Here is a 12,276-nt window from a genome sequence, read left to right as displayed (position 1 = left end):
CATCTCTAAAGAGAGCTATGCGACCGGGTAAGTTTTCACAGTCGAAGTGGCTAGCGGAGCTATAGTCTGGCTCGATATCCCAATTGTCTCTAGCAAATGGCGATAAGCGGGGATCGGGTTTCGCTGTCTGAACAGATATGAGAAGTGAATTCCATTTACTTCCCCTCGCAGAGCTTGGTAGGCATCTGCTGCGACAGCTAGGCTTCCTCCTGTCGGGTCGTTTAGCAGTTTCTCCTTAACGTGGGCTGGGACAGGTATGTCAAATTTCTGGCTCACGAAAAGCACATTGTCCAGGCTGAGCGGGATAGAGACTTGGACGAAGAGTGGGACGTTCAGCCCTGCTTCAAGCAGGGAATCCCTATGGTCAAGTACACTCTCCGAGTCAAAGGCGACATTTGTAACAATGAAATTCGCGCCGGCATCGACTCGTAATATAGTCTTGGATATTTCGGTTTCTCTATTTTTAGCATGCTGGTTGGTCACTGCTCCAATGCATGGGCCGTCTCCATCGTTTAGCGAGGAGACCTCTCGAATTAGCTCGTTGGTTTTGGTGAATTCGTAGGTCCCAGGATGGGGCTCTGGATAAGGGTCTCCATAGACAATCAGTACATTTCCAAGACCTTGTCTCACTTGGTCCGAGATAGTTGAGAGGTCTGATCTTCGGCAATCGCGACATGTGAGCGAGGGAACAGCGGTTATCCCAGCCCTGTTGATTATAGAAGCTGAGGCGAGGCTTCTGCGTTGCGGAGTTACTGGGAAAGACTTCGGATAGCTCGGATCATTGTGACCGTTCCTCAGGGCCGGGACCGTGATTGCGTCCACTCTTCCCTTAAGGGAGGCCAAGTCGCTTGGAACAACTCTGTCGGGAATAAGCTCAACTGTAACAAGGTTGTGATGCCTCGCCTGATCATTCAGCCTCATTGGTACCTCTCCCGAGCAAGTTCAGCTCCTTTCGTGATTCTCGCGAGCTTCGTCAGTGACACGTCCCATGTTCGCGTCCTGAGCCCGCAGTCCGGGTTCGCCCAGATTTTTGCCGGATCCCCGACGACCTTAGTAGCGTAGAGAAGTCGGTCCCGCACTAGCTCTGGAGACTCAATCAGGTTTCGTCCCACTGATTGCCCAGCTCCGGAGGACACGGTTCCTGTGAAGTCGTGCACGTGAGCGACGCCAAGTCCAAATTCTCCGTTGAAACCGGCGTCGACGAAATATTTGAGGTCACTGTAGCCTTCTCTTGAATCATCATCGACTCCGAGACGCGAGGTGTCCCGGTTAGCGAATTCTAGGGCAAGCTGGTCGCATTTGTCTAGTTTCGGTGCGTACTCTGCAAGAACCTTGTAGCCTATTTCGGATGGGTAACAGGTGTGGTCGCTGAACTTGCAATTGAATCCTTTGACCGTTTCGTTCCACCCTTCGACGAAGAGATCCATTTCCTGAGGTTCTGGATGAGTGGTCACCGCGGGCTCGTCTATTTGTATCCAAGACGCTCCCGCGTTGACAAGGTCTCGGATCTCAGGCCGTATGACTTGCTCGACAATATCGAGGAGGAATTCGCGCTTCGCTTCGATCTTTCGTGTCTTTGGCGAAGAAGCGTGTTGCTTCTGGATGTAATATCCGCAAAAGGACCATTCTACTAGGGTGTATGGTCCCGTAATTGGAACTTTCACGGCTCGGTGGGCGTACTTCTTAACATCAAGAAATTCTGGTAGGTAGATGGGGTGTTTCCTGGAGATCTTTGATTCTGCTACTCCTTTGTTGAAGTACTTGTAATCAAAGGAGTGGACGTGACCGAGGAGGTTCATTCCATTCACAGCCTTGATCACATGTTCGTACATTTCGACTCGTTGCTGCTCTCCCCCTACGCCAACGTTGTCTACATCAGCCGTTTCGAACAGGCGCAGCCCGTATAATGTAGAGAGCTCAAGAATGTCCTTCACACGCTCTTTGTCGTCACCGGCCTTGAGAATATTCTTGGCCCGATCATGGAAATCCTCAATGGCGAGTTTCTCAGCCCATTCTTCAGCTTCAAGGAGATCTTGTGCAGAGAGTGGCTGTTGTAGGCCCTTCGTTCTCCACTTTGGTTTAGCGAGACTCCCTATCTCCTGAACAGGAAAGAGCTTTGTCAAGTATCAGTTCTCCTCCAAGAGTTCCGATGCTTTGGACAAGGCTTCCAACTTCTGATTGGCAATTCCTTGCGGCACAAATTTCAGGTCCGAGTTGGAAGCAAGGACCACATTCTGAACAGTGGCCAGGTCGCTGATCTTCCTCGTTGTGTCAGCAATCCAGCGAGGGCTCTCAACGAAGGACTCTCGAGAGTCGACAGCACCCAAAACGAGTGCCTTAGAGGTCTTTTGCAGTTCGTCAAGAGAGGAAATGTCAGTTTCGAACAGGTCGATCCCAATACCGTAAATCGGGAGTTCTAGAAGATCGGGGAGTATCGGTGCTGCGTCCCCAAAGAAGGTTTGGACCACAAATTCTTCGGGAGTATCGTTGACTAGGGACCGAATTGTTCTGAGAGCAAGTTCAACTTCGGACTTGTCCCTAAAGCGCTCTCTGTATGGCTGATAGACCAGACAGGGTTCTGATAGTTGGAAGAGCGTAACGCCTTCATTCCGGAGTCTTCGGACAATCTCGCGTTCGGCCAGTGCAATGTCGGAGAGTAAGTCAGGATAATTTTCGTAGTGCTTGTTTTCTGAGAGCTGGGAGAATGTATATGGCCCGGGAAGAGTGATTTTTCGGTTTTCTCCTTTTGTCGAGCGCTCTGGTCGAAGAAAGTTCTTGGGGTCGATGTCTCCCGCTGAAATCTTGCCTGTGATAATGGGCTTTTGGTAGAACGTGTTGGTGTCAAACCATCTTGAGTATCGGGTGCCCGATTCCACTCCTTTGAGGGATCGCGCCATAGGCCTTAGCTGGTCTTGCCAGCCTAAGGCTCCGTCGGAGATGTGTCTGAAGCCGAGGCTCTCTTGAAGCTTGATGAGTTTTCTTGTCTCTTGCTCAAGTTGAGTTTCAACTTGGCTCCAGCTGGTTTTTGCCCGCTCGTACGAGCGGGTGAGTTCAATTAGCTTCTCTGAGCGCGGGTGAATTCCAGCAAGCTGGACTTCCGGGGACATGTTTTCGTTGTCGTTTCAGATATTCTAATTATATAAGTTCTATTGTACTCATATTCCGTTAAGAATATGGTTGGGCCATATTCCGATAGGAATAAGAACACCGTCCAACTAGTCTAGTGGTATGCTTCCGTCTCTGGGGGAAATTCCGAAGAAAAGGAAGGAGCTCGGGTTGACGCAGTCTAGACTCGCTATCTCCGCTGGAGTAAGCCAGTCGATAATCGCCAAAATAGAAGCTGGTTCAGTGGATCCCTCGTACTCGGTCGTGCAAAGACTCTTCAGCGCTTTGGAAAGGGCGGGGGTTGAGAGCCCTGCTCGTCGGGTAGATGAGCTGATCAGCCGTCCTGTCGTCTCTGTAGCTAGAACGCAGCTTGTACGGGATGCCGTTGATTTGATGAGGCGTAGGGGTTATTCCCAACTCCCCGTTTTCGAGGGCGGAAGATCTGTTGGAAGCATTTCGGAGAAGACGATTCTCGATCGGGCTGCAAGGGGCGAGTCGCTGGAGTCTGTCCTTGGCCTCAAAGTCCGCGAGATTATGGATTCGCCGTTGCCGGTGGTCAATAGTGACACGCCCATAGATATGGTCCTTGGATTGTTGCAGACCAACTATGGGGTCCTCGTTTCAAAGGGTGAGAACGTTGTTGGCATTCTGACAAAGTCGGACATTCTGAAGACCAAGCGGTGACTATCGAAGGACAAGGTTGCATCGTCCAGGATTGAATGAAGCCTCTGGGTTGTTTCCGGTGACTATTCGCTAGGGTAACATCATTCCTATCCAAGAACAACTCATGCTGTGTTCTCCTGTTCGAATTACTATCATAGGAATACTCACCATGTTCGGACGCAAGAAAAAAGATGAGAAGGAAGACGAGGCAACTGACGATGTGTCAACAACGTCCACGTCCGCATCGACGGCCAATGCTCCCGTGACTTCGACTCCGGTCCAGGCTCACCCAGTTCCAGCTGGCTCACCTACGCCTCCGAACCTTCCGCCTATGACTACTACTAGTAGCTCCTATCAGTCTGCGAGAAGTTCCCCATCTATGGCTCAGATAGACGAGGATAGTTCGTTGAGCAGACTGCTGCAATCTTTGCTCAGAGATTTGCCGCCCGATTCAGGCTCGTTTGGCGGGGAACCGCCGAGAGCGTTCGCTATGCAGAGCAGCCCAGAATGGGTGCCACCCAGAGCGACACCCACGAGCAGGCCGATGATGATCGTCCCAGGTGGGAAGAAGGACGCCGAGCCCGACAAACCAACTATGGCGCCAACGCCCCCTGCGTCGCCAGTCCGTTCCATGAAACCTCCTGAGCCTGTTCCGCAGCAGCCTGCAAAGGAAACGGTGCAGCCTAAGTTCTATCCGCCGCCGTCTCCGGACAAACCTGAGAGGTCGGTCCGGGAAGAGGCTCCGAAACGTTCAAGCCCTCCAAAGGCCTCTCAGAGTTTCGACCATATTTTCGAGCTTACGCAGGGGAACCTGGAGTCTCCTGGTCTCGTGGTTGTGAATGGGAGCCAAGGTTCTGGTAAGACTACTCTGTGCTCTGGGCTTGCGAGCAGTTTTCTGAAGCAGGGAAACCCGTGCATGTTCGTCACTTATGACAAGGCGCCGGGTGCGCTTAGAGAGCAGATGAAGAAGATAGGCGCGGATCCGTCAGAAGCTGAGTCGCAGTACAGGTTCTTGCTGGTGGACGGTTTTTCGTCCCAGTCTGACTCGTTCAGTTTTGAGCCGTACTATGTTGAGAAGGCGTTTGATTTCGATTCGATACAGGACGCACTCGTCAAGAATAGCTCCATGTTTATCGGCGAGAAGACGAAGATTCTATTCGACTCGATCGATCCTGTTGTAGCGAAGGTTGCGTCCAAGGACTTTGTTAAGAGACTGAGCGAGACTTTGGACAAGCTCAGAGATTCGAGCGTGACACTTGTCTTGACGGTGGATCTCTCGAAAGCGCCTAAGGATGTGGTAAAGTGGCTGGAGGATACGGCGTCGTGCGTTATCGATCTTGACAGGGATGATTCTGATCCTAATGGGCGAGAATTGAAGGTCCGAAAGCTGAACGGATCAGCGTCAAAACTTGATACAGAGACTTTCGAGATAGACGGCAGCAAAGGGCTCGTCTTCGTAAAATAGCCACGTTCCAAAGTGGAGATTTATCCGACGGGATTAGCTACTCGTCGTCTTTTGAATCGGCCGCTTGTGTTTGCGGTTGGAATGCTTCCAAGGGTACCCATCGGTTCTTCTGGGCTCCTTTGATCCAGGCGCCAGCTCCATCGATCCAGTCGACAACGCCCTCGATTGTTTCGCCGCTCATCAATGTCACTTTGACTTGGTCGCCGGGCTTGGGTAGGGACATAACGCAGGCGGACTGAAGGTCGAGTTTGGGTACGATAAAACCCTAACTTGAACAAACAGGAAAACCTGTCAAACATCGCGTGAACCTATGATTTACTTTCACGGTGGTCCGAGGGAGGCATTCACGCGGCGCGAGGGTCGGTCGCTAAGACCCCCCTTTTTCTAGAAACGATTTCCTGTCTGGCAGTGATAATGGGCGAGACGGGTGATTCCGGGCACAATCCGGGCAGGGATAGCATTGGAAAGATCGCGACAAACCCGAACGAATTTCCGGACATTGACCTGAGGGTTTCCAGAATCGTGATCAGGGCTGATAATGGGCGATTTTTTCTAGTTTAGCGAAGGGTCTAGAGAGGTTCTACGTAGCCGAAGCCTTCACGTATGATCTTGCGTACTTGCTCGGCTCTCGCTTCCGTGTTCTTGTCGAGGAAAATCTTGACAATGTGGCCCTTTTGAGTCTCGAATCGCAAACCTTCTTTGCGAAATTTCTCTAGGGCGTCGTTCAAGGTGAAATGGTTTCCAAAAGTGGCGACAACAATCGCACGATTCTTCTTCTTACCACCGAGTCTTATTGCAGTCTTTCTGAAACCCTCAGCCAAACCGTAGGCCATTGTAAATCCAACGTTCTTCTGGAGGGAGCGAACTGCTATATGACTATCGGGGCAAACAGTTCAGGTTGTGTTCCCTAGGCTCCTACGCTGCCAGTTCAATGGGCCGCAACTTCTCAGACGGTCTCTTGCCCAGGACTCTCCCAAGCTCCACTGCGACAACTCTTCGATTGGACCGGTGACCGCCATACCACCTGTTCACTTGATCCTCGCCGTACTTGCGCCGAAAGAGGCCGAAGACATGTTCCAGCTTCTCCTGGGCAAGACTTCCATTTCCCTCAAATAGTATCTCTCCAACCTCGACCTCCACTCGAGGAATCCTCGCCACGTTTTTCCACCAATGAGAATTCTCGTGGGCTAAGAAGAAGAGCTTTCCATCTTGGAAAGCGAACCAGAGTTCGACAGAGCGAGGCAGGCCGGTGCGTCTGCCTCTCGTGGTTAGGTTGAGGTAAGGAGTTTCTTCCAGAACAATCTCACTAGTAGCCAATCTGATCCCCGACGCAATGCTAGGCTGTCTCGCCCTTCGTTATAACCCTGAAGGGTTCTGGCGGTTCTTACTCGAACGACTCGTTCGGCCCCTCGCTCCCCAAAGGCTCGGTCTTCGGAGGCTGCAAGCCTGGGGTTCGCTCCGGCAGAAGGGAGTATCTCCCATCAGGCGTCCGATAAATGGCAATTCGGTGAACTGTTTCCCAGCCGGCGCCTCCCTGACGTCGGATCTGGATGGTCAGCACCTCAGCGTTGGGGTCGCTCTTTCCGGGCCAGACAGTTAGCCCGAGAAAGTCTCCGTTGGGCAACTTGCTCGTGAACCGTGCCTTGTACCTCTGCCTCTCAGCCATCATGAGCCACTAATGCCCTTTCATCCCGTATTAAGATGCGTTTTCCTTTCTTGGAAATACCGGATCAAAAAATGTAGCTTATTATTCGACGAAATCTGAATAGTGATCGTCAACATTGCTGTCTGGGACGCTAGTTGTTCTCCGAGCGCTAGAGCGCGAAGATATCGCAGTGCTGCACAAATGGCAGAACGACGAAGAGATTATGCGTTTGGCTCGTTCCTTCCCGGATCATGTGATCTCGAAGGAAGCATTGGAGGCCGAATTCGCCAGAGAGCTGAAGGGAGAGGATACCGGAAGGAGAGCGTACATTATCGAAGAGAGATCCCGGCGCGAGCCAGTCGGCTGGGCGACGATACGAATCCATCAGTTTCAGCGCCGAATGATCGCTGCCGATGTCGGCTTGGCGTTGGGTGAGAAGGCTGCTTGGAACAAGGGTTACGGGACAGAAACGGCCAGGCTCCTACTCGACGAAGTGTTTGGACAATTGAATCTGCACCGGGCCGAATGGTGGACGTACGCTGAGAATAATGTTAGCCTTCAACTGGCTAAGAAACTAGGCTTCAAAGAGGAAGCCCGTTTGCGAGACGCGGTTTTCTTCGACAACCGCTACCATGACTTGATAGTGCTTGGCTTGCTTAGACACGAATTCGAATCGATAAGAGCGGCATCTGAACCACCGCGTGGCAAACCGACCGTTAGCTATTTACAGAGCCCTTAGTAGAACAGCGCTCGACGATGAGCACCGCGGAACTGAAGGCACAGAAAGGAGACACAGTATCGGTACACTACCTCGGACGATACCCGGGTGGGAAGGTCTTCGATACTTCAATGGAGAAAGAAGCCAAATCCGCAGGACTATACAACCCTGCCCGAGATTACAAGCCCCTGCAGGTAATTCTCGGAGCCGAAAAAGTGATACAAGGATTTGACGAAGCCCTGGTCGGAATGAAGGTCAACGAAGAGAAAGAAGTTGTCATTCCTCCTGAGAAGGCCTATGGAAAGAAAGGGAACCATCCTATGGCAGGCAAGACCCTGCAGTTCAAACTTAGAGTGACTAACATCAAACGCCAATAACGGCGTGGCAGCGCAACCTAACACGGAGGGCGCTGTTGTACCCGTGTGAGGCTCATCCATTGGAATGCGGTCGAAGCTAAAGAGAAGGCAGATCGCCTTCGCTCCGTTGGATATATTGTAACCTACGACAAGTTCACCCCTAGTCTCCTCCGCGAAAGAGAGAATCCTCCAAATGTCTTCATCATCGATCTTTCTCGGTTGCCATCTCAAGGGCGGGATGTGGCCATGGCGCTGAGATCCTACAAGGCGACTCGACCAATACCCTTGGTCTTTGTCGATGGAGAGCATGAGAAAGTCGAAAGGGTCCTAGCACAGATACCCTACGCACACTACACAAACTGGGATAAGATCCGGGAAGGATTGGACAAGATTATCAGGCACCCTCCCAAAGAGCCCCCACAAGCGCGGTCGCGCCTAGAAGGTTACGCAGGGGCGCCTCTCATCAAGAAGCTCGGAATCAAACCGGGACAAACCATTTCCCTGGTCGGGGCACCTGCGGGGTTCCGACAAGCCCTGGGCGAATTACCAGAAAATGCTGTGCTGCGAGATGGCGTCAGAGGCCAGTCTGACCTGACCCTTTGGTTTGCAAGGTCTCGAAGAGAGCTAGAAGAGAGACTGGAACACATGAGGCGGTTTTCGAAAAATGCTGGACTATGGATTATCTGGACAAAGAAAACGTCCAAAATTCAAACGGACTTGGGACAATCAGTAGTAAGAGAGGCTGGGCTCGCTGCTGGAATGGTCGATTTCAAGATCTGTTCGATCGACAAGACTTGGTCTGGGCTTAGGTTCACGTTGAGAGAAAAATAATGCTCGTCTATTTGCAAATCGGCACTAGCTAAGTGCAGCTGGAATAATGAACTGTGGCACGAGCTCTTGAATGAACTTGTACCAAGTCGGAAAGTTGCCATAATTTCCTGCTGTGAACCCAACGGTCAAGTCTAGCTCAGGAATGACGATTACCAGCTGACCACCGTTTCCCTCCGCCGAATACTCTCGGTATGCAAGCCCGCCGACAGTTAGGTCCCGGATATGCCACGCGTAACCATAACGATGGTCTTGGTCAAAGCTAGAGTGTTGCCGTGTAGACGAATCCGCCCAGGACTTGCTCAACAGCCGTTTGCCATTCCAAATCCCGCCTGAGAGGTAGAGCTGTCCAAGTTTTAGCTGATCTCGCGGACGCAAGTAAGCGCCACCGCCCACGTAGCCATCGCCTGAAGGCATCAGGTTCAGATGATACAACCCGATGTCCAACGGTTCGGCGAAATATTTGTAGAAATATTCCGGAAGCCATACTCCGGTTGTGTTCCTGACAATTCCTCCGAGCAGGTTGATTGCCGGCGAACAGTAGACAGCCTTCTCGCCTCCGGGCTCGTTAGCCATCCGGAGGTCTAGGGCGTACTTGTACCAGTCAGGCTGCGATTGTTGGTTCTGCATATGGTCCTCGCTGCCCGGGGAAGTGTCTTCGTTATCATCGCCAGCGAGTCCAGACGTCATGGTCAACAGGCTCTCAACGGTCATTCTCTTTTTGCGTTCGTCGAGATTGGCGATCTCTTTGTATTCGGGAAAGAGGAACAGGACAGGAGTCTGAAGTTCCAGCTTAACGTCTTGTGACATTGCGATGCCGATTAGTGATGATCCGAGAGTTTTTCCCCCCGACCTAGTATCGTGTGGAAGACTCCAATTGAATCCGTAGAAGTATTCCTCAAGCACCAGCTTTCCGTGACGAGCTATCAACAGACTGTGAACGTACGGAGTCGTGTAATCAAGCGTCTCTGTCCGGAGCATCCGTTCGATGAGAGCAGTGATCGGTTTCGGGTCCAGTCGCACCTCCTCGAGAGATGCAGTAGACCAACCGTCCTTGCGGGCAACCGGTTGCTGGGGAACAAAATGATCCAGAGCGGCTGTGCGAGGATAGAATCCCTTTGCGTTTTCTCGATCGCGCCTAGAGAAGTCTAGCGTTGTATCGTAACCGGGCAGATTGATCAGCAGATGATCTGTTTGATCATCGTACGTACCCTTCAATTCTTCTGTCTCTTTGCGGAGATTGACAAGAACCACTTCTCTGCCGTCACGCCTGACCTGAAAGGGACGGCCCATCCCAAGGTTGAACTCTGGATTCCGCCAAAACGCTCCTATCGACCCATCCGCCTTCTTCTGGATCATCATGAAGACGGTAAGATGATCGTCAAGAGGAACGACGTTTCCTTTCCATGATTCGCGGTCAGACTGAACCAGGCTTACAGGTGTGGCGTACTGATTGTTCAAGAAGACTCCAACAGGCTGAATCCAATGTCCTATGATCCGATGCGAATCTGTGTCGATGTAGCCACGAAACCCTCCCTTCCGATCAGGAAGATCGAATGTCACTATTGTCCCTCTGACTGCAACAGGGGATTCGGAGCCAGCTATTCTCGCGCGCCACTCGGAACCTCTTCCGTCAATGTTGAGTTCCCCACGAACCTTGGGCCCAAAACCAGCCTCACTGCCCCATAAGCCAACCAAGGTCTCAGCTGAGACTGCTTTGGAGTCGTTACTCGTCTTGGACTGGAGCGTGAATGCTCACCGTAGTATTCCGTGAGCAATGGACTCTGTGGTTCATAGAGGCTTGCTCGCTAGGATTGATCACGAAGATCTCACGCCCAGGTTTAGCACGGCAGAAGGAGGCCGGACGTAACTGTCGACTTTTGTATTGGAGTGCGTAGGAAAAACAGCGACCAATAGAGGCATTACTTGTGAGCTTGGTGGACCTTCTGATCTCGATCGGCAGTGCTGGGCTTGCTGTGTTCAGCTTGCCAACGGTGCTCAACAAGAATTCTCAAGTTCCAAGGAAGACTGCAAGTATTCCCTCGGCTTCCATCTTGACCTATTTCGTTCCGTTATTCGCGATCAGCGGATTAGAACTTACTGCGATAACTATCGCAGGACAGGCAGTCGTCTGGTGGCTAATCGTCGCGTTTAGGCCTGTTAGAAACAATCGATAGCTTGGGTGGTGCGGCCGCCGGGATTTGAAGTCCCGAGCCGTTGTTTAGACGGCTTCCCGGGTCGTTGGGTTGGAAGCCCACTGGACGCGCTAGGGCTATGTCCTAGACCAGGCTAGACTACGGCCGCTAACCAATGCATCTAGTCCTAGTCTTTTCTGCCTTACGATTGGAAGAGAACAATGAACGGACCAGGGTGCGCATGGATGCAGAAGTTAGTAACCCGTCAAAATCGGACAAGTCTCAACTGGTTTTAAGAATCTAATGATGAGCAAGCTGGAATGTTTTGAAAATCGTCCCACTCGAAAGTGATCCATCTAAAGCCCTTGACTATCTCAACGAGAGGAGTTTGCAAGTCGGGCGTCTTCTTCCGATCGGTGATGGTTTGCTTGGAGAATTCTTTGCATCCGGCAGCAGCTATGTTCTGTTAAGGGGACGGGTTGTTAACGCGCTGTTCTCCTATAACGCAGGAAGAGAGAAGCAGGCTCCTACCGCGAGATTTCGCGTTGTAACAGATTCCGTTTCCGGACTAAGGGACGCAACCAGGCTTGTTGAGCGAGCCGCTGTTGCAGGTGAGAAAATCGTTCTTCGAACCAATGTTTTCGGATACGACAAGAAGCGGCTTCAGGCGCTAAAGGCGCTAGGGTTCTCTGTCGGCGCCTCTTTGCCGGGAGTCGTATCACTCGATGGGAGGAGATTTGACTATCATCTTCTCTACAAGGAACTAGGTTCAAGGTACAAGCCTATCGTCCGAAGAAACTACGCGAAGCCCGGCTTGTACAAGGCTGTCGAGGTTGAGAAGGCAAAAACACCCAAGCTGAGAATCAGAGGCTACCGGTCAGAAGACCGGCCGATCCTCGACAAGTTCACAGTTCATCACAACGTGATGCGCGGGATCGGTTCAGGGGTCTTCGAAGGACTATACCCATTTACACCCGGAGATTATCAACAAAGGGTTGCAGCAAAGCAGGTCTTTCCGATCGTGTGTGAAGACGAAGTTATTGGGGAACCAGTTGGGTCCGTCGACCTCTTCGGATCTCCGGCCCAAGTCATGCAACACTCAATGGGAACCGGAATCTTCGTCAGGCCGGACTACCAAGGCCTCGGGGTCGGAACAATGCTGATGGAGGCTTCAAAGACTCTCGCGATGAGATTACACCTAGGCAGGGTCTGGCTGAGCGTTTTCGACGGAAACAGCCCGGCGCAGGCGCTTTACAGGAAAGCTGGGTTCGAAGAATCTGGCAGATTGCCGGGGTGGCTGCAAGAAGGATATGTCGATGAGATTTTCATGACTCTGAAGTTAGAGTAGGTTTCCTCACGGC

15 protein-coding genes and 1 tRNA gene are annotated in these 12,276 nt (G+C 51.8%); 7 read left to right on the top strand and 9 right to left on the bottom strand.

Annotation, left to right across the window (positions count from 1 at the left end):
- Positions 1 to 15 precede the first annotated feature (15 nt).
- The 3 genes from VGS11_06235 to VGS11_06225 are packed head-to-tail and all read right to left on the bottom strand — an operon-like array spanning position 16 to position 3,107.
- Positions 16 to 921, bottom strand: a complete 906-nt coding sequence (locus tag VGS11_06235) for a methylenetetrahydrofolate reductase (protein HEV2119686.1) — start codon at positions 919 to 921, stop codon at positions 16 to 18.
- A complete protein-coding gene (locus tag VGS11_06230) occupies positions 918 to 2,123 on the bottom strand; it encodes a hypothetical protein (GenBank protein HEV2119685.1) in 1,206 nt (401 codons plus the stop codon). Before VGS11_06230 ends, VGS11_06235 begins: the two co-directional genes overlap by 4 nt.
- Before the next feature lie 3 nt (positions 2,124 to 2,126).
- Positions 2,127 to 3,107: a hypothetical protein gene (locus VGS11_06225; GenBank protein ID HEV2119684.1), complete on the bottom strand. Its 981-nt coding sequence runs from the start codon at positions 3,105 to 3,107 to the stop codon at positions 2,127 to 2,129.
- A 121-nt stretch (positions 3,108 to 3,228) separates the two neighbouring features.
- On the opposite strand from VGS11_06225, the gene VGS11_06220 reads away from it, so the two are divergent.
- Together VGS11_06220 and VGS11_06215 are read left to right on the top strand one after the other, a co-directional pair.
- Positions 3,229 to 3,789 carry a CBS domain-containing protein gene (locus tag VGS11_06220; protein HEV2119683.1) on the top strand — a complete coding sequence of 187 codons (561 nt, stop codon included), beginning with the start codon at positions 3,229 to 3,231 and terminating at the stop codon, positions 3,787 to 3,789.
- A 103-nt stretch (positions 3,790 to 3,892) separates the two neighbouring features.
- The gene (locus VGS11_06215; protein ID HEV2119682.1) at positions 3,893 to 5,233 is read left to right on the top strand and encodes an ATPase domain-containing protein; all 1,341 of its coding nucleotides are present in this window, start codon (positions 3,893 to 3,895) and stop codon (positions 5,231 to 5,233) included.
- Between the two features lie 37 nt (positions 5,234 to 5,270).
- Here VGS11_06215 and VGS11_06210 read toward each other — a convergent pair whose 3' ends face one another.
- The 4 genes from VGS11_06210 to VGS11_06195 form a co-directional block, all read right to left on the bottom strand.
- Positions 5,271 to 5,456 carry a hypothetical protein gene (locus VGS11_06210; protein ID HEV2119681.1) on the bottom strand — a complete coding sequence of 62 codons (186 nt, stop codon included), beginning with the start codon at positions 5,454 to 5,456 and terminating at the stop codon, positions 5,271 to 5,273.
- A 346-nt stretch (positions 5,457 to 5,802) separates the two neighbouring features.
- Entirely contained in the window at positions 5,803 to 6,066 is a 264-nt protein-coding gene (locus VGS11_06205) for a hypothetical protein (protein ID HEV2119680.1), read from the bottom strand.
- 82 nt (positions 6,067 to 6,148) lie between these two features.
- Positions 6,149 to 6,550 carry a nitroreductase/quinone reductase family protein gene (locus VGS11_06200; protein HEV2119679.1) on the bottom strand — a complete coding sequence of 134 codons (402 nt, stop codon included), beginning with the start codon at positions 6,548 to 6,550 and terminating at the stop codon, positions 6,149 to 6,151.
- A 67-nt stretch (positions 6,551 to 6,617) separates the two neighbouring features.
- Positions 6,618 to 6,899 (bottom strand): hypothetical protein, encoded by a 282-nt coding sequence (locus VGS11_06195; GenBank protein ID HEV2119678.1) that lies wholly within the window; start codon positions 6,897 to 6,899, stop codon positions 6,618 to 6,620.
- A gap of 115 nt (positions 6,900 to 7,014) precedes the next feature.
- Here VGS11_06195 and VGS11_06190 point away from each other — a divergent pair, with 115 nt between their 5' ends.
- The 3 genes from VGS11_06190 to VGS11_06180 are packed head-to-tail and all read left to right on the top strand — an operon-like array spanning position 7,015 to position 8,783.
- Positions 7,015 to 7,617 carry a GNAT family protein gene (locus VGS11_06190; protein ID HEV2119677.1) on the top strand — a complete coding sequence of 201 codons (603 nt, stop codon included), beginning with the start codon at positions 7,015 to 7,017 and terminating at the stop codon, positions 7,615 to 7,617.
- 17 nt (positions 7,618 to 7,634) lie between these two features.
- Positions 7,635 to 7,973, top strand: a complete 339-nt coding sequence (locus tag VGS11_06185) for an FKBP-type peptidyl-prolyl cis-trans isomerase (protein HEV2119676.1) — start codon at positions 7,635 to 7,637, stop codon at positions 7,971 to 7,973.
- Positions 7,974 to 8,018: 45 nt separating this feature from the next.
- Positions 8,019 to 8,783 (top strand): hypothetical protein, encoded by a 765-nt coding sequence (locus VGS11_06180; GenBank protein HEV2119675.1) that lies wholly within the window; start codon positions 8,019 to 8,021, stop codon positions 8,781 to 8,783.
- Positions 8,784 to 8,807: 24 nt separating this feature from the next.
- Here VGS11_06180 and VGS11_06175 read toward each other — a convergent pair whose 3' ends face one another.
- Entirely contained in the window at positions 8,808 to 10,478 is a 1,671-nt protein-coding gene (locus VGS11_06175; protein ID HEV2119674.1) for a serine hydrolase, read from the bottom strand.
- A gap of 230 nt (positions 10,479 to 10,708) precedes the next feature.
- Between VGS11_06175 and VGS11_06170 the strand changes: the two genes are divergently transcribed.
- A complete protein-coding gene (locus tag VGS11_06170) occupies positions 10,709 to 10,957 on the top strand; it encodes a hypothetical protein (protein ID HEV2119673.1) in 249 nt (82 codons plus the stop codon).
- Positions 10,958 to 10,963: 6 nt separating this feature from the next.
- Here VGS11_06170 and VGS11_06165 read toward each other — a convergent pair.
- Positions 10,964 to 11,084 (bottom strand) — tRNA-Gly (locus VGS11_06165).
- 156 nt (positions 11,085 to 11,240) lie between these two features.
- On the opposite strand from VGS11_06165, the gene VGS11_06160 reads away from it, so the two are divergent.
- A complete protein-coding gene (locus VGS11_06160; GenBank protein HEV2119672.1) occupies positions 11,241 to 12,263 on the top strand; it encodes a GNAT family N-acetyltransferase in 1,023 nt (340 codons plus the stop codon).
- Positions 12,264 to 12,276: the final 13 nt, after the last annotated feature.

The sequence above is a fragment of the Candidatus Bathyarchaeia archaeon genome (assembly GCA_035935655.1).
Lineage (GTDB): Archaea > Thermoproteota > Bathyarchaeia > 40CM-2-53-6 > 40CM-2-53-6 > 40CM-2-53-6.
This window is presented reverse-complemented; position numbering and strand designations above follow the sequence as displayed.

Bases quoted from the DNA above. Each gene is read 5' to 3' on its own strand.
- VGS11_06225 (HEV2119684.1), bottom strand. From the start codon at position 3,107: ATGTCCCCGGAAGTCCAGCTTGCTGGAATTCACCCGCGCTCAGAGAAG.
- VGS11_06210 (HEV2119681.1), bottom strand. From the start codon at position 5,456: ATGTCCCTACCCAAGCCCGGCGACCAAGTCAAAGTGACATTGATGAGC.
- VGS11_06215 (HEV2119682.1), top strand. From the start codon at position 3,893: ATGCTGTGTTCTCCTGTTCGAATTACTATCATAGGAATACTCACCATG.
- VGS11_06205 (HEV2119680.1), bottom strand. From the start codon at position 6,066: ATGGCCTACGGTTTGGCTGAGGGTTTCAGAAAGACTGCAATAAGACTC.
- VGS11_06185 (HEV2119676.1), top strand. From the start codon at position 7,635: ATGAGCACCGCGGAACTGAAGGCACAGAAAGGAGACACAGTATCGGTA.
- VGS11_06195 (HEV2119678.1), bottom strand. From the start codon at position 6,899: ATGGCTGAGAGGCAGAGGTACAAGGCACGGTTCACGAGCAAGTTGCCC.
- VGS11_06235 (HEV2119686.1), bottom strand. From the start codon at position 921: ATGAGGCTGAATGATCAGGCGAGGCATCACAACCTTGTTACAGTTGAG.
- VGS11_06220 (HEV2119683.1), top strand. From the start codon at position 3,229: ATGCTTCCGTCTCTGGGGGAAATTCCGAAGAAAAGGAAGGAGCTCGGG.